At 62.9% G+C, this 17674-nt stretch carries 8 protein-coding genes and 1 pseudogene; 3 read left to right on the top strand and 6 right to left on the bottom strand.

The window, feature by feature from the left end; all coding sequences use genetic code 11:
* Positions 1-72: 72 nt before the first annotated feature.
* The gene (locus ACKFR8_RS01340; protein WP_408930376.1) at positions 73-3846 is read left to right on the top strand and encodes a multifunctional oxoglutarate decarboxylase/oxoglutarate dehydrogenase thiamine pyrophosphate-binding subunit/dihydrolipoyllysine-residue succinyltransferase subunit; all 3774 of its coding nucleotides are present in this window, start codon (positions 73-75) and stop codon (positions 3844-3846) included.
* Between the two features lie 346 nt (positions 3847-4192).
* Here ACKFR8_RS01340 and ACKFR8_RS01335 read toward each other — a convergent pair whose 3' ends face one another.
* Entirely contained in the window at positions 4193-11308 is a 7116-nt protein-coding gene (locus ACKFR8_RS01335) for a G5 domain-containing protein (protein ID WP_408930375.1), read from the bottom strand.
* A 267-nt stretch (positions 11309-11575) separates the two neighbouring features.
* A complete protein-coding gene (locus ACKFR8_RS01330; protein ID WP_408930374.1) occupies positions 11576-12349 on the bottom strand; it encodes a hypothetical protein in 774 nt (257 codons plus the stop codon).
* 127 nt (positions 12350-12476) lie between these two features.
* On the opposite strand from ACKFR8_RS01330, the gene ACKFR8_RS01325 reads away from it, so the two are divergent.
* Entirely contained in the window at positions 12477-13616 is a 1140-nt protein-coding gene (locus ACKFR8_RS01325; RefSeq protein ID WP_408930373.1) for an Mrp/NBP35 family ATP-binding protein, read from the top strand.
* Positions 13617-13619: 3 nt separating this feature from the next.
* On the opposite strand, the pseudogene ACKFR8_RS01320 reads toward ACKFR8_RS01325, so the two are convergent.
* From ACKFR8_RS01320 to sigE, 3 genes and pseudogenes are all read right to left on the bottom strand, one after another.
* Positions 13620-14208, bottom strand: a pseudogene (locus ACKFR8_RS01320) (Sec-independent protein translocase TatB).
* A gap of 44 nt (positions 14209-14252) precedes the next feature.
* Positions 14253-14660 (bottom strand): anti-sigma factor family protein, encoded by a 408-nt coding sequence (locus ACKFR8_RS01315; protein WP_306507575.1) that lies wholly within the window; start codon positions 14658-14660, stop codon positions 14253-14255.
* 139 nt (positions 14661-14799) lie between these two features.
* Positions 14800-15429 (bottom strand): RNA polymerase sigma factor SigE, encoded by a 630-nt coding sequence (gene sigE, locus ACKFR8_RS01310; RefSeq protein WP_306507568.1) that lies wholly within the window; start codon positions 15427-15429, stop codon positions 14800-14802.
* 172 nt (positions 15430-15601) lie between these two features.
* Between sigE and ACKFR8_RS01305 the strand changes: the two genes are divergently transcribed.
* Positions 15602-16249: an O-methyltransferase gene (locus tag ACKFR8_RS01305; protein WP_306507567.1), complete on the top strand. Its 648-nt coding sequence runs from the start codon at positions 15602-15604 to the stop codon at positions 16247-16249.
* A 56-nt stretch (positions 16250-16305) separates the two neighbouring features.
* Here the strand turns inward: ACKFR8_RS01305 and glgC are convergent, their stop codons facing one another.
* Positions 16306-17523, bottom strand: a complete 1218-nt coding sequence (glgC, locus tag ACKFR8_RS01300; RefSeq protein ID WP_408930372.1) for a glucose-1-phosphate adenylyltransferase — start codon at positions 17521-17523, stop codon at positions 16306-16308.
* Positions 17524-17674 lie beyond the last annotated feature (151 nt).

Here is a 17674-nt window from a genome sequence, read left to right as displayed (position 1 = left end):
CGCGAAAAGGCCTACTTTTTACACAGTCGAACAAGACAAACTTAGAAGCACAGAAAGAGGCGAACACCTGCCGTGAGCAACTCGAGCATCTACGGCCCGAACGCGTGGCTGATTGACGAACAGTTCCAGCAGTATTCGAAGGACCCCAACTCCGTCGATCAGGAGTGGCGCGAGTACTTTGAGGCCAACGGAGCGCCGAAGCCAGCCGCACAGCCCAAGGCATCCTCCACTCAGTCGGCACCGTCCGCCAAGGCTGCTCAGTCCGCTAAGTCCGCCAAGGGCTCGCAGGACGCCAAGTCTGCCAAGGCGCAGAAGCCGGCCGCCTCGGCTCCGGCTGACAAGAAGGCCGACAAGGCAGACAAGGCCCCGCAGAAGGAGTCCAAGGCCGCCGCAAAGTCTAAGACTCAGAAGGACGCCGGCTCCCCGTCCCCGCTGGACCGCATTAAGGAGGCCCCGGAGCCGGGCGCTCGCCCGCTGAAGGGCATGTTCAAGGCCATTGCCAAGAACATGGACGAATCGCTGGAGATCCCCACCGCTACCACCGTGCGCGATATCCCGGTGAAGCTGATGTGGGAAAACCGCTCCATGATCAACGATCACCTCAAGCGCACCCGCGGCGGCAAGATTTCCTTTACCCACATCCTGGGCTACGCGCTGGTCAAGGCTGTCCAGATCCACCCGGATATGAACGTGCGCTACGAGGAGAAGGACGGCAAGCCGTCCGTTATCCAGCCGGAGCACATTAACCTGGGTCTGGCCATCGACCTGCCGCAGAAGGACGGCTCCCGCGCGCTGGTGGTTGCCGCCATCAAGGAGGCGGAGAACAAGTCCTTCGCCGAGTTTATTGACGCCTACCAGGACATCGTTGACCGTTCCCGCAAGAACAAGCTGACGATGGATGACTTCTCTGGCGTCACCATTAACCTCACCAACCCGGGTGGCATCGGCACCCGCCACTCCATCGCCCGCCTCACCAAGGGCGCCGGCTCCATTATCGGCGTGGGCTCCATGGACTACCCGGCTGAGTTCGCCGGCACCTCCGCCGACCGCCTCGCTGACCTGGGCGTCGGCCGCCTGGTGACGCTGACCTCCACCTACGACCACCGCGTCATCCAGGGCGCGGAGTCCGGCGAGTTCCTGCGCACCATCGGCGAGATCATTCTGGACGATGCGTTCTGGGACGAGCTCTTCGAATCGATGGGCGTGCCGTACCAGCCGTTCCGCTGGGCGTCTGACGTGCCCAACACGGGCGTCGATAAGAACACGCGCGTCATGCAGTACATCGAGTCCTACCGCTCGCGTGGGCACTTGCTTGCCGACGTCAACCCGTTGGGCTGGAAGCAGCCGGGCCTGCCCTGGCCGGACCACCGCGACCTGGATCTGGCCACGCACGGCCTGACCATCTGGGATTTGGACCGCACTTTCAACGTCGGCGGCTTCGGCGGCAAGGAGACCATGACCCTGCGCGAGGTGGTCACCCGTCTGCGCAGCGCCTACACCCTCAAGGTGGGCTCCGAGTACGCCCACATCCTGGACCGCGACGAGCGCAGCTGGCTGCAGGAGCAGATCGAGGCTGGCATGCCGAAGCCGACTAACTCCGAGCAGAAGTACATCCTGCAGAAGGTCAACGCCGCTGAGGCCTTCGAGAACTTCCTGCAGACCAAGTACGTGGGCCAGAAGCGCTTCTCCCTCGAGGGCGCCGAGTCCCTCATCCCGCTGCTGGATTCCATCGTGGACACCGCGGCTGGCCAGGACCTCGACGAGGTCGTCATCGGCATGCCGCACCGTGGCCGCCTCAACGTCCTGTTCAATATCGTGGGCAAGCCGCTGGCGGACATCTTCGGTGAGTTCGACGGCAACTACAAGGGCGGCCAGCTCGGCGGCTCCGGCGACGTGAAGTACCACCTCGGCGCCGAGGGCGAGCACCTGCAGATGTTTGGTGATGGCGAAATCAAGGTCACCCTGGCTGCGAACCCGTCCCACCTCGAGGCCGTCAACCCGGTCATGGAAGGTATCGCCCGCGCCAAGCAGGACCTGCTGGACAAGGGCCCGGAGGGCCACACCGTGGTTCCGGTCACCCTGCACGGCGACGCATCCTTCGCCGGCCTGGGCATTGTCCAGGAGACCATCAACCTGTCCCAGCTGCGCGGCTACACCAACGGCGGCACCGTCCACGTGGTGGTCAACAACCAGGTGGGCTTCACCACTACCCCGGATTCTGGCCGCTCCACGCACTACGCCACCGACCTGGCCAAGGGCTTTGACTGCCCGGTCTTCCACGTCAACGGCGACAACCCGGAGGCCGTGGTCTGGGTGGGCAAGCTGGCCACCGAGTACCGCCGCCGCTTTGGCAAGGACGTCTTCATCGACCTGGTGTGCTACCGCCTGCGCGGCCACAACGAGGCCGACGATCCGTCCATGACCCAGCCGCGCCTCTACGACATCATCGATGACCACAAGTCGGTGCGCGAGCGCTACACTGAGGAGCTCATCGGCCGCGGCGACCTCTCCGACGACGAGGCGGAGGCCGCAGCGCGCGACTTCCACGACCAGATGGAGTCCGTGTTCACCGAGCACAAGGAAGCCGAGAAGGCACGCCCGTCCGAGCAGACCGGCATCACCTCCTCCCAGGAGCTCACCCTGGGCCTGGACACCTCCATCACCGCCGAGGAACTTGCCGAAATCGGCGATGCCTACGGCACCCCGCCGGAGGGCTTCGAGTACCACAAGCGCGTGGGCAAGGTGGCCAAGGACCGCCAGAAGACCTCCCGCGAAGGTGGCATCGACTGGGGCTGGGGCGAGCTCATCGCCTTTGGCTCCCTGGCCAACTCCGGCAAGGTTGTCCGCCTGGCCGGCGAGGACTCTCGCCGCGGTACCTTCACCCAGCGCCACGCCGTCACCTTTGACCCGAATTCCGGCGAGGAATACAACCCGGTTGCGCACCTGGCAGCCGAAAAGGGCAACGGCGGCAAGTTCATGGTCTACAACTCTGCGCTGACCGAGTACGCCGGCATGGGCTTCGAGTACGGCTACACCGTGGGTAACCCGGACGCCGTCGTGGCGTGGGAAGCCCAGTTCGGTGACTTTGCCAACGGTGCGCAGACCATCATCGATGAGTACATCTCCTCCGGTGAGGCCAAGTGGGGCCAGCTCTCCAGCCTGATCCTGCTCCTGCCGCATGGCTACGAGGGCCAGGGCCCAGACCACTCCTCCTCCCGCATCGAGCGCTACCTGCAGCTGTGCGCCGAGGGCTCCATGACCGTGGCTCAGCCTTCCACCCCGGCCAACCACTTCCACCTGCTGCGCCGCCAGGCCCTCGGTGAGATGAAGCGCCCGCTCGTGGTCTTCACCCCGAAGTCCATGCTGCGCAACAAGGCTGCCACCTCCTCCGTCGCCGACTTCACCGAGGTCAAGAAGTTCCAGTCCGTTATCAACGACCCGAACTTCTTCGACGTCGATGGCTCCAAGGTGGGCGACGCCGAGAAGGTCAAGACCATCATGCTGGTCTCCGGCAAGCTCTACTGGGAGCTGGCGAAGAAGAAGGAGGCCGACGGCCGCGACGATATCGCCATCGTCCGCGTGGAGATGCTCCACCCGATTCCGTTCAACCGTCTGCGTGAGGCCTTCGAGTCTTACCCGAACGCTGAGCAGATTCGCTTTGTCCAGGACGAGCCGGCCAACCAGGGCCCATGGCCGTTCTACAACGAGCACCTGCGCGAGCTCATCCCGGATATGCCGGAGATGGTCCGCGTGTCCCGCCGTGCGCAGTCTTCCACTGCTACCGGTAACGCAAAGGTTCACCAGATTGAGCAGAAGAACCTGCTGGACGAGGCGTTCGACGTCTAGTCTTTAGCTGCGAGAGCCGCTCAGGGCCCCAGCACCGCGCATGGTGCTGGGGCCCTTTCTCACGTCTTATCCATCAGCGCAGCTACTCCCCCAGTTGCGTCCTGCGCAGGTGTTCTTTTCGTCGGCTGCGCTCCCCTTACCGCAAGTTTTCTCCACGCTAGCCCCGAATTCTTCCCCTCCAGAAGGTCTATCGCGTCGGATTCTTGCAGTCGTGCTCCTCCCCCCGCTACACAGCGCTGCCAGCGGCCACAGCGGTGAAAACGACTAATGCCCAAGCCCCAAAGAAGGGCTTGGGCATTGTCTCACGGCCGAGCAGGCCGCGGCCTAGAAAGCTCTAAGAGCTTTTCTAGGACTCCTTGCGACGACCGGGGCGCAGGATAAGCACAGCACCGGCAATCAGTGCCAGGCCGGCTGCGATGATGCCTAGGACGCTAGCACCGGTATTAGCCAGGTGGCGCGAGGAGGAACTCGACGAGGAGCTCGGAGCACTGGTGGAGGACGTCTCCGCGGTGCTCTGTGCCGCCGTGTTCTGCGCCGCTCCAGTAGTCGGCGCGGTGGTCTCCTGGACGGTGGACGTCACATCAGTCGATTCGACGTCCTCCGTGCGCGGAGCCTCCGGCGACGCAGTAGCCTTCGGCTCATCCTTCGGTTCCGTCTTGGGCTCCTCAGCCGGCTTTGCCGGGGTCTCCGGCTTCGACGGATCCTTCGGGCTCAAGTCTGGGAACGAGGAGCCCTGGTTGTGGCCGAAGATGCGACCGATGATCGCCGGAACCAGAATCAGCGGTACGAGAACCGGCCAAACGCTCGAGCCCTCAGAGCTCGGCTTATCCGGCTTGTCGGTCGGGTCCGGGTTCTCGCTCGGGTTCTCGCTCGGGTCAGGCTTGTCCGTCGGCTCGGGCTTATCAGTCGGGTCGGGCTTGTCCGTCGGGTCCGGGTTGTCCGACGGGTCCGGGTTGTCCGACGGGTCCGGGTTGTCCGACGGGTCCGGGTTGTCCGACGGGTCCGGGTTGTCCGACGGGTCGGGCTTGTCCGTCGGATCGGTCGGCTCAACCGGGTCACAGCCGCAGTTGTCGCTCACCACGCCAATGACGGTCTTCACCTCGAAGACCTCGCCGTCCTCGGTGGTGACCTTCACCGGGATCTCCTTGATGGTGCCGCTCGGAGTATCGGCCGGCGGGGTAACCGTCAGCTCACCGGTGGTCTCATCAATGGTCACGGTCCAGCCGGCCGGGACCTCGCCCAGCTCGTAGGAGTTGCCCTCAACGTGGCCGGTGTTGATGGTGACCGTCTTGGTGTCGCCGGCTGTGATGACGTCCGGGTTGTAGGTCGGGGCCGTGACGATCTCCGGGTCAGTCGGATCGGTCGGGTCCGTCGGGTCAACCGCCTGGTCCTCCTTGACAATGAACACGGCATTGGCCACATAGGGCTTGCCACCCTTCGGGGTCACCGTCACTGGAATTTCGGCGTAGTCGCCCGACTTAGCGTCGGCAGGCGGCGTGGCCGTAACCGTACCGTTCTCATCCACGGTCGCAGTCCAGCCGGCCGGGAGCGCACCAATCTCGTAGGTGTTGCCCTCAGCACCGTCCTGAATGTTCTGGGATGCAGACTGTCCAGGCTTGGTCAGCTCGGCGCCGTAGAAGCCGCGGTCCTGCTGGACCGGAACTTCAGAGGTCTCGGTAGCTTGCTTGGCACCGACGCGCAGCTTGCGCGGGGTCGGCTCCTTGGTGACGTTCTCGGAAACCTCCGGGTCGCCCACAACCGTGCCGTCCTTAAGCTGCCAGACCTTGGTGACGTCCTTGGAGCCGAAGGCACCCGGCTGGTCCTCGACCACCTTGCCGGCCTCCAGGTTCGGGTCCACCTCAATGATGGTCTCGAACGGCAGCTGCTCGGTGTGCTTATCGGTCAGCTTGGTCTGGGACGGCGCGGTGCCGACCTCAATAATCTGCTTCGTCGGCTCGCTGACGGTCTCGGTCGAGTCATCAGTGGAGATCTCGCCGTTGTTGGAAGTCACCGTCACGGTGTGCTTGACCTCGCCCGGCTTGCCCTCCTGGACCACCTTGGTCTCGCCGGCCTTGAGCTCAGGGTTCTCGCGAACCTCAACCTCGAACGGGGTGCTCTCAGTCCACTCCACGGTCTTGGAGGTGGCCTCACCCTTGGTGCCGACCTTGATGATCTTCTTCACCGGTTCCTCGACGCGCTCGGTTTCGGTCGTGGTACCCGTGACCTTCGAGTTCTCGATGGTTTGGGTCGTGGTGACCTTATCCTTGCCCGGCTTGCCTTCCTGGACGGTCTCCTGTGTTCCAGCAGGCAGGGAGTCATCGAACTGAATCTCGGTCTCGAACGGAACCCCTACCTCGGACTCGGTGGTGTTCGTGCCCTCAGTCTTGGTGCCTACGCGAATGACCGCGTTGGTCGGCTCCTTGGTGCGCTCAGTAGTCACGGTCGGCTCGCCAGATGGCTTGCCGTCCACAATCTTCTGTGTGGAGGTCTCCACCTCAGTACCGTTCACGCCTTGCTTGTCGACGACCTGCTCGCCCGCCTTCAGCGAATCATCAAAGACGATTTCGGTCTCGAACGGCACCGGCTTCTCGGTCTTGGTCACCACGGAGGCGTCCTCGGCCCGCGGGCCGTACTCGACGATGCGCTCGACAGGCTCGGTGCGGTCCTTGGACTCGGTCACCTCGGCCTTACCGTCAGTTCCGGTGAAGGAAGCGGTGTACGACGCTTCGCCGTTCTTGCCTTCCTGTACCACCTTGGTCTCGCCCGGTGCGAGGTCCGGGTTCGGACGCAGGGTGGTGCCGAACGGAATCGGCTCAGTCCACTCCACCGTGTCGGACGCAGTGGCCTGCTTGGTGCCCACGGTGATGACCTCATCAACCGGTTCCTTGGTAATTTCCTCGGTCACGGTCGGCTCACCGTCCGGGGTGGAGTTGGTGATGTTGCGCTTGATGGTCACCGTCTTCTCGCCCGGCACGCCCTGGGTGGTCACCTTGGACTCGCCGGCTGGCATGGTCGGGTCGTACTTAACGACGACCTTGTACGGTGCTTCCGCCTTAAACGACTCGGTGTTCTCACCGGTGGTCTTAGTACCCACACGGATCTCGGCAGCGACCGGCTCCTTGGTGCGCTCGGTGCTGACCACAGGGGCGCCTTGTGGCTTGCCGTCGACAATCTTCTGCGTGGAGGTCTCAACATCAGTACCGAGTTCGCCTTGCTTGTCAACAACCTGCTGGCCCGCCTCCAAGGTGTCGTCGAACGTCACGTTCGTCTCGAACGGCACCGGCTGCTCGGTCTTGGTCACCACGGAGGTGTCCTCGGCCCGCGGGCCGTACTCGATAATCTCCTCAACCGGGGCCTTGGTCTCCTCGCTCTCGGCAACAGAGGCCTGGTCGCCCGTCGCGGTGAACTTGGCGGTGTACTTACGCTCACCGTTGACACCCTTCTGGACCACGCGGGTCTCACCCGGAGCCAGATCCGGGTTCGGGCGGGTCACCGTGCTATACGGGGTCGGCGCAGTCCAGGTGACGTCCTTAGCGGCTTCGGCCGGTTTGGTGCCGACCTTCACGACCTCGTTGGTCGGTGCAGCGGTCTGCACCCACGTACCGTCACCCTTCTGCTTCTCTTCGCCGGCCTTGCCCTCGGTGACGACCTCGTACTTGCCTGCGGGGATTGCTGGGTCATAGACGTACTCAACGTCGAAAGGCACCTGGCGCGTCGGCACATCCTTCACGGTGATAGGCGCGGTGACCTTGTCCTGCGATCCATCGTCGTATGTCACGGTGACAGGAACGTCAATGGAATCGCCCGGCTCGGCCTGGTCCGGGGCCGTGGCCACGACGTTGCCGTTTGCATCAAGACCGACAATCCAATTGCCGTGATCGGTCGTGTAGTAGTACGTCGGGTTGCCGAACTCGTTGTCCTGGCCCGTCGGCTTCATGTCGTCCGTGGGCTCGATGCGGTATGGCTTCGTGCCCGTCTTCGGATCGTCCTCAGCGACCTTGATGCCATCCGGCAGCTTCAGGTCCAGCGGCGCCGTTGCGGTCTCACCCGGGAAAATGGTCTCCGGCGGGTATGTGGGCTCGGCTTCGTAGTTCTTCGTCAGGTTGACCACGGTGCCCACGGGAACTAGATCGGTAGACCCGTCCGGGTAGGTCACGGTGACGTTGGTGATCTGCTTGTCACCCGGCTTCGCCGTGCTCGGCGGTGTGACCGAAACTTCACCGGTACGCGGGTCGATTTCGTAATCCCACCCGTCAACAGTCGTCTTCTTGATCGGGTTTCCATCTTCGCCCACGCCGAAGGAGAACGTGGAATCGGACGGCGCATTGTTCAAGTTGACGTTGCGAGTCACCTGGGTTCCCGGCTTTGTGGACTCCACCGGATACACCGGCTCATTGATGTCCTTCTGCTGGGACTTCACCTTAAATGGTGCATAGACCGTATCGGTTGAGCCGTCGATGTAGGTAACCGTAACGGGGGCATCGACGCCATCGCCAGGCTTGGCGTCCTCCGGAGGAGTGGCGGTGACGTTGCCGTTCTCATCGACGCTAAGCGTCCACCCATTGAGGGTCTCCGGCACGCTGTAACGCTTGGACGGATCCTGGATGAGGTCACGCTCCGGGACCTTGGACTCATCCGGGATCGGGGAATCTACCGGCTGGCCTGGAATCGTGGTCTGCTGGCGGTAGCGCGGCTCGTAGACCTGGTTCTGGTTGGCAACAACCACCACGGTGGCGATGGTGTTGTTCGATGAGCCGTCCTTGTACGTGACGCGGACTGGGATGTCGGCCGAGGAACCTGGCAGGGCATTCGGGGCAATCGGGGTGATGATGTCACCGGTATCCGGGTCGATCTTGACGTCCTCCCACTTCAGGTTACGTGGGGGCGCAATGTAGGAAGGATCGTTCGGATCGGTGATGATGGAGAACTTCGGCTCTGCGGCATCGCTGAGGTGCGTGCGGTTCACCGTGCTCGTGACGGACGTGCCGGGCTTGCCAGTCACCGTCGGGTAGGACGGGCTGTTCGCGCTCGAATACTCGTCCACGACGGAAAAGTCCGCCAGCACCGTAGCCTTGGAGCCATCCGGGTAGGTGACCTCAACTGGGACGGACACGCTCGATCCATTGGGAACGCTCTCATCCGGGGTGGCGGTCACGGTACCGTTCTCATCGATGGAGAACGTCCAGTTCGGCGGCAGCTTAGAGGGCAGCTTATAGGTGCCCAGCTTCGGATCGGAGAGCTGCGTGCTGATATCCGAGGTCACCGGAACGCCGGACTTAGTCACCTGCGGCCGGTAGGAAGCCTCATCCTCACCAGTGCCGTCACCAATGACGTTGATGGCGCCGGTGGTGACCTGCGGGTTCGCCCCGCTCGGGTAGTAGGCCTTGACCGGAACCGTGATCTGTGCTCCCGGAAGTGCGGAATCCGGGATGGTAGAGGTGAGCTCACCAGTGTTTTCGTCGATAGTAACGGTCCAGTCACCGGTCTTGTATTCCAAAGAGCCATCCGGGAAGGTGTAGCGGTTTGGCTCCTCGTCGTCAGCGTTGCCGCCCAAGCCGATATTCGGCATGGCTGGCTGAAGCTTTACCTCCTCCTTGGCCTTGCCGGTGACCGCGGTGTAGTCAGGCACCTTGACGTTATTCGTCACCTGGAATACGGCCTCGACCTCATCGGTTGTGCCATCGGGGTAGCGAGCCGTGATCTTCGGGGTGATCTTGCTGTTGTTAGCAGCATTCTCCGGGGAGGTAGCAGTGACGGTGATCGTTCCGTCATTCTTGACCTCCACCGTCCACCCCTCCGGGACAGTGTCCGGGTCGACCTCAAAGCTCGTCGGCGTAGAAGCATCGTGACCGTCCATGGCGGGCGCGACATCGATGGTGCCCGTCATCGGCTTGCCTGGTACGCCCTGCACCAAGCCCGGTCCGGTGAGGTTGGTGACCTGGGTGTCGTTCGGGTCAACGACGGTAAGCAGCGGAATGATGTCCTGCGAGCCGTTGGAGTAGGTCACGATGACGCGCGGCTGCGCAAACGTACCCGGTGCGGGGTTCGGCGGAGCGGTGACCGTGACCTCGTAGGTGTTCGGATCCATGGTGGCTTTCCACCCGGTGTAGACGTAGCGGGTATCCAGCTTGACCTCGGCTTCGACGCCGCCCTCATCGCGGGACTTCACCAAATCAGCAATCTTGTCGCCGCTCTGTTTGAAGGTCACCGACTGCGGTCCGGTGGCGATGGGGCCGTTTTCGCTATCCACACCGGAAAGGATGGCCTGCTGCGCAGGGCTGTACTCCGGATCATGGAACTGCGTATCGTCCAAGCTCCACTGGTGGCCCGAAATGACGTTGGGTTTGCTGTAGCGCTCGGGGCCATTGGACTCCTCAAAGACCTGACCAAATGCATCGGAGGGGATCGCATCACGCAGCTGCTTGACCGTACGCGGCTGGGCCATAACGCTAAAGCGAGTGCCCTGCTGCGCGGACAGCTTCGTGCCCTTATATTTCGGCACTGTGTAGAAAATGTCGCCGTTGTCGTCGATGCGCAGCTTCTGCTCCCCACCAGAGGCAGTGGTGTTGCTCGAACCGATGTACTTGCCCTGGGCGTCATAAGCCTCCGCCACCATACGAGGCATGGAGTTAGCATCAGCGTTAATATGACCGACCTTCAGCTCCTCGCCAGGACGAATGACGAGCTTTTCCTTCGGTACCCAGTCAACCGAGATCGCAGAACAGTTATCGTTCTCACTAGGCCATGGGTTAAATGAGACCTCGGCGTTGGGGGTCCTAAAAATGTGCTTGGTGGAGTCCGTATTGTCCTCCGTGTAGGAATCCTTCCAACCGTAGGACACGCCGGTTTCCGTGGCTGCCTCCGCAATATCGTCGGCACTCAGGTCAGCCGCAATCGTCGCAGTGAGTGGACCGCGCGGACCTTGCCGACCAATGCTCATCACCGACGAGGTGGAGTGGGTAATATCCTCACCCGTAAGGCTATCACCCGGTGCGGACGCGGCAACGGTATGGGTTCGCACAGGAGCACCATTATTGTTTCCTAAGATAAGGAAATCGCGCCAAGTTCTATCCTTAGAACCGTCCATTTTGACGTTGACGCCGAATTCTCGCCTGTTAGGGGTATCCTTAGACGGTTCCGAAATTAAGAAGCTGAACCCGCCCTTGCTTCCCTGCTGGCCGCTGAAATTGACGGTACAGCTGCCGGAACCGATATCTGAGGCTAGCTGGTCCGCCGGCTCGATGGCGCCCTTTCCATCGGCCCCGCGGATTCCGCCGGTGTTCTCCGATTCCGCCACCTGCTGGATATCGACTGCTTCGTACTTGTGGCGTTCGCTGTACACGCCGGGAATAACCGCCGAGGAGCCCAGTGCGATAGCGATGGCGGACATCGTGGCAATGCCAGTCTTAGCGCTGGATTTGACGCGGCGCCGAGCCGCGAGCTTCTTGGGGTCAGAAGCCATGTGAGAGAGTCCTTCCTTAGGGAGAAATAGTTGCGACTGCGCCCAAATTCTTAGTGAGTTTTTGGCGTAAAACATGGTCGTTAGCTAGAAATTTTACGCATGAACTACCAAGGAACCAAAAGTATTCACAAGAATTCACTCTAGGCGAGCCTCAGTGAGTACTTAGCTCTTGCCCACAGCCTAATAACTTTCACTCGGACTTTCAGCGGGTTTTCGGAGAGCACCCGTTACTTGCCCACACGGGCCCATCTCCCCCGATATAAATGACTACTTCTGGCTTGTATCGTTCACCAAATCCGATCCACCAGAAGAATCGGAGTCCCCCTCCTCATTGAGATTCTGCATGAGGTTGGCCTCCATCCACGAGCGCACGGCGGTCTCAAAGTTATCGGCCTCCTTAACCTCTTCGACGACTTCCTCCAAGTCTTGCTCGGTGAGGAACTTGGTGAAGGACGCGACCTCGAGCTTTTCCTCGCGGTCAAACAGGCCGTCGGCGTAGACCACCACGTAGTTTTCCGGCAGCGCCGGCTCGGCGGAGGAGCACCCCTCTGCCCCAGCAGGCTCCACCACAGCCAGCTCCGGCGGAAGCGAGGCCATGAGGGAAATATGAGTGCGCGCCAAGAAGTCCTCACTACCCGTCTTTTCCTTCTGAGCGGCGGCGTAGTCCTTGGACACCGCGCGGGCCTCGGTGGGATTGAAGGCATTAAGGAAGACGCCGGTGCAGCCGATGAAGAAGTTTCCGTTGCGGCTGACCCCATCGTGGTGGTCATCGTGCTGCACCAACATGGGTTCCTGGGCCACGGTGGCGTTGCGTCCGAAGTCCATCAACGTCTGGCGGTAGATCTCTGCCAACACCCGCTGCTCGTAGGAATCCGGGTCAATCATGATGGTGATGGGAGCCGTCGCTGCTGGGTCCAGCGGAGGCTGCGGAGTGGCGTGGGTGCAGGAGCTCAGGGCTAGTGCCGACGCCACAGCGGCCACCGAGGCCACCGCTCCGACAACGCGGGTGACTGTGCGGTGCGAGGTGACGGTGGGTGGCATAGTGAGCAAAGTCGTCCTTACTGAGGTGCCGCGGGAAGAGGTTAATTGTGTCGTGCTGATCCTACACGCCCAGCGCTGGGGCACGGTGTCGCCCGCGCACTGTGTGGTGACTAGAATAGGTGGGGTTATGACTAGCGCTATTACTGAATCTGCCATTCGTTCCGCGCTCGAGCGCGTGGACGACCCCGAAATCGGCCGCCCGATTACTGAGCTTGGCATGGTGAAGTCCGTGACCGTCAACGGCGCGGACGTGGACATCGAGCTCTACCTCACCATTGCGGGCTGCCCCATGAAGAGCGCCATTGAGTCCAATACCCGCGCGGCGGTGGAGGAGCTCGACGGGGTAGGCGCCATTTCCATCTCCATGACGCCCATGAGCGACGAGCAGCGCCGCGAGCTTAAGCAGAAGTTGCGCGGCGGGCAGGCGGAGCCGGAAATCCCCTTTGCCAAGCCGGAATCCACCACCCGCGTCTTCGCCGTGGCGTCCGGCAAGGGCGGGGTGGGCAAGAGCTCGATGACGGTCAACCTAGCCGCCGCGCTGGTGCAAAAGGGTCTCAAGGTCGGCATTGTCGACGCCGACATTTACGGCCACTCCGTCCCCAGTCTGCTCGGCTCGACGGCGGGCCCCACAGTGCTTGACGACGAAATGCTGCTTCCCCCAATCTCTCACGGCATCAAACACATTTCCATCGGCCAGTTCGTGGAGGGCAACGCCCCGGTGGTCTGGCGCGGGCCCATGCTCCACCGCGCGCTGCAGCAATTCCTCGCGGACGTCTTCTGGGGAGACCTCGACGTGCTGCTGCTCGATCTGCCGCCCGGCACCGGCGATATCGCCCTGTCCGTGGCCCAGCTCATCCCCAACGCCGAGCTGCTCATTGTGACCACCCCGCAGGCCGCTGCCGCGGAGGTGGCCGAGCGCGCCGGTTCCATCTCCCAGCAGACGCGCCAGCGCGTCGCCGGCGTGATTGAGAACATGGGTGCGATGGTCATGCCGGATGGCTCCACCATGGATGTCTTCGGCTCGGGCGGCGGTGAGGTCGTCGCCCAGCGCCTCAGCGTCCTGTTGGGCCACGACGTCCCGCTGCTCGCGTCCGTCCCGCTGGACCCAGAGGTGCGCTCCTCCGGCGATGAAGGCACCCCGACCGTGCTCAAGAACCCCAGCTCCCCCGCGTCGCAGGCCATCAACGCCGTGGCCGACACGATTGCCGTGCGCTCCGATTCCCTGGTGGGCAAGAAGTTGGGCCTGGGTGTGACCCGCAAGGGCTAGCCGCTAGGTCACGTCTCCCCACGAAAAGCCCCCGCCGGTGGAACCAGTGCCACCGCGAGGGGGCGTTTCTGGTTTTACTGGCTCAGGCTGTGCCGGCTGCTCCTGTTTGGCCGCCGGCTGCTCGGCGTACACCTGCGAGTAGTCAAAGGTGGGCCGCTGCGGGGACTGAGCCTGCTGAGCTTGCCGGGCTTGCGGTGACTGTTGAGGGTTCTGCCCCTGCTTGTCCGCGGGCGTGCCCTGCGGCTCGACCGGCGCGGTGCTGGACTTGATGTCCTCTGCCATCTTCTTCGGGTTGAAGTCGTCCCAGGCGGAATCGTCGCCGTCGAAAAGCGCCTTCGTAATCACCCCGCGCGGGCCCAGCCGCGTCCACTGCGCCGCCTGGGACAGCGGCACCCGCAGAATCATCGAACTCGGAGCCCAAGCCACCCAGTTCCCCGTTCAACTCGGCTTTGGCGTTGTTGATAGCCTTGCGCGCGGCGTAGATAGCGGCGCGCACGTCCATGATCACGCCGGGCAGGCGCTCCGGGCCAATGATGACAAGGCCAAGAAGCACCACCACGATGATCTCAACCCAACCGATTGAAGAAAACACGGACCTATCTTATCTGCTCTTGGTTCATTGCGTGCTCGCGCGGGTTAGCCGCGTTGATTGTGTTTGATGGCGCGCACGACCATCTCCACCTTGTCTAGGAAATCTTGGCGCGGCTGGTGCGCTGGCGTGGCGGCATCGGGCCCCGGACCGGCGCCTTCCCGCGCGATGCCGGCCAGCTTGGCCATCAGCGAGTCCGGCGCCTTGACGTGGGATTCCACGCTGCACTCGCGTACCCATTCGGACGCGTTGCGCTGCTGGTGAATTTCGGCACGGCATTCCGGGCAGTGCACAAGGTGGATGCGCACGCGGTGCGCGGACTTGGCGGGCATCTCCCCGTCCACAAACGCAACCACCGCCTCCGGGCCCAAGTGGCCGATGATGTCAGCGCGTCGTGCGCGTGCCTTAGCTTTATCGCGCACCTTGGCTTGGGCGGCGTTAAAGATCCCCGGCATAGTGAGAGACTGCGCGCGGTCCTTGTCGTGCGATGACTCCACTGGTCCTACACCTCCACTATTCTGACCTGCCTTTCGCTGTAGCCGGGCGCCACAGCTCCGCTTCCAAGAGCGCGTGCCCTAGCACTGTCGCGCCAGTTTAGCGCGTGCGGAGCAGAATGCGGGCGTCCGCGTTGGTCTGCGCTTCCTTTTCCAAGGCAGCGCGCAGCTGAGAACGGCCGCGGTGGATACGGGAGCGCACGGTACCCATCTTCACGCCGAGGGTTTCTGCGATTTCGTCGTAGCTCATACCCACCACGTCACACAGCACCACGGCGACACGGAAGTCCGGGGCCAGGCTATCCAGGGCGGTCTGTAGTGCTGGGTCCAGGTTGGCCACGGAGTAGGCCTGCTCCGGGGTCATGTCCGTGCCGGGCACGCGCTCATAGTCCTCCGGCAGCGCCTCCATGCGGATCTTGGAGCGGTGGCGCACCATATCCAGAAACAGGTTCGTGGTGATGCGGTGCAGCCAGCCCTCAAAGGTTCCCGCCTGGTACTTGTGCAGCGAGCGGAAGACGCGCATAAAGGTTTCTTGGGTGAGGTCCTCAGCATCGTGCTGGTTACCGGAGAGGCGGTAGGCCAGGCGGTAGACACCGTCGGCGTGCTCGGCCACGAGCTCGCCCCACGACGGCATTGCGGACTCACCAGCATCAAACGCGGCGGTGCCCGTCAGCTCCTCATCAGAGGTGGAGTTAAGGGCGGTCTCAACGTCACGCTGCTTCTTGGTCATGAAGTACATCATTCTATAGTCCCTGCCGGATCTCCAGCCACGGTGCTGTGAACGCCCTGTGAATCCATCCCTCCCCTTTCACGCGCTTCACGCGCCACATCTCTCACGTATTTCCCGTCGATTGTGGGCAACGCCGCGGCCGCGCTGTACGGGTCTAGTAAAGTCGTGGTTTGTGACTACTACGGCATATGAAGCACTGCGAACCTACATCGAATCCACCAGCGAGGTCTCTGAGGCTCTCGCCGGTGCGCGCGCCCACGCTGAGGAGTACGGATTGCCGGTACCGGACGAGGCCACCGGCCAGCTGCTGAGCACCCTCGCAGCGATCTCCGCCGGTACCACCGAGCGCCCCCAAGCGGTGGCGATCACCCCGGCGGCCTCCGTCGTGGGCCTGTACCTGCTGGCCGGCATGCCGGACAACGGAATTCTTACCTGCATCGACCCGGAGGCAGAGCACCAGGCAAGCGCCAAGCAGGCCTTCCGGGACGCCGGCTACCCCGCCAGCCGCGGACGCTTCCTGCCCTCGCGCCCGCTCGATATCATGGGCCGCCTGGCCAATGATTCCTACCAGGTCATCTACGCCGAGGTCCCGGCGCTCGATATGCCGGCGCTCATCAAGGCGGCGTGGCCACTGCTGCACCAGCACGGCACGCTGGTGGTAGCGAACTCGCTTCTCGACGGCACAGTGGCCGACTCCTCCCGCACCGACCGCGACACCGCCGCCGCCCGCGAGGCCGACGAGGCGGCCCGCACCCTCGACGGCGCAGCCGTCACCCGCCTGCCCTACGGCGCAGGTCTCACCCTCATCACGAAGCTGTAGGCACAAACGCACAAGCGGGGCTGCGCTCAGCAACCCCGCTTTCTGTCTGCGTTGAGCTAGACCGTTTGGTTCTTGCCCACGACGACCACGCCGCCATCGGAGACCTTGAAGCGCTGCTCATCGCGCTCGCGGTCCACACCAATGATGGCGCCATCGCTGACCACCACGTTCTTATCAATGATGGCACGGCGCACCACCGCGCCGCGGCCGATGCGCACGCCGGGGAGGATGACAGAGCCTTCGACCGTCGCGCCGTCGGCCACGTGCACGTCCGAGGACAGCACGGAGTTGCGCACCGTGCCGCCGGAGACGATGCAGCCCGGCGCCACCATCGAGGACTGCGCGATGCCGTTCTGCACGAACTTCGCCGGCGGGAAGTTGGAATCATCCGTGGAATGGATGGGCCACGCGCGGTTGTACAGGTTGAAGATCGGGTGCACCGAAATCATGTCCATGTGTGCCTCGTAGAACGAGTCGATGGTGCCCACGTCACGCCAGTAACCGTGGTCACGGTCGGTGGAGCCCGGAACCTGGTTCGCCATGAAGTCGTAGACATGCGCCTGACCACGGTTCACAAAGTACGGGATGATGTCCCCGCCCATATCGTGCGCGGAGTCCTCGTTCTTCTCATCCTGCAGCAGGGCCTCAATGAGAGCGTCCGCAGTGAAGACGTAGTTGCCCATGGAGGCGTAGGACATGTTCGGATCATCCGGCGTCGCCGGCGGGTCCGCGGGCTTCTCCACGAACTCAGTAATCGTGCCCATGCCATCTGCCTGGATGCAACCGAAGGCCGTGGCCTCCGAGCGCGGAACACGAATGCCCGCCACGGAGCACTCCAGGCCGGTGGCAATGTGCTCTTCCACCATCTGCGCCGGGTCCATGCGGTAGACGTGGTCCGCGCCGAAAACGATGACGTAATCAGGGCGCTCGTCGTAGATAAGGTTCAGGGACTGCACAATCGCATCCGCGGAGCCGTTGTACCAGCGCTTGCCGCGGCGCTGCTGGGCGGGCACGGAAGCGATGTACTGCGGCGTGGGCCCCGACAGGTTCCAGGCCTGGGAAATATGGCGGTCCAGGGAGTGCGACTTGTACTGAGTCAAGACTGCAATCTTGAGGAACCCGGCATTGACGAGGTTGGACAACACGAAGTCAATCAGGCGGTAGGAACCGCCAAACGGGACGGCGGGTTTGGCGCGGTCCTCCGTTAGCGGGAACAGGCGCTTTCCCTCACCGCCGGCGAGGACAATGGCAAGGACATTTGGAAGGCTTCTCACGCCTTCCAACCTATAGACATTTTCCACATTTCGCAGGAGAAATATGCACGCTTTTACCCCCACTACCTCCACGTCCGCCCCACTTCCGGGGGGATGACGAGAGGGACCGCACGGATCTGTGGCCGCCCCGTGGATCCCACTGCGAATCCTT

Origin of the sequence: Corynebacterium axilliensis (assembly GCF_046097495.1) — a bacterium.
Lineage (GTDB): Bacteria > Actinomycetota > Actinomycetes > Mycobacteriales > Mycobacteriaceae > Corynebacterium.
Note: the sequence above shows the minus strand (reverse complement) of the source record. Positions and strands in the feature narration are given on the sequence as shown.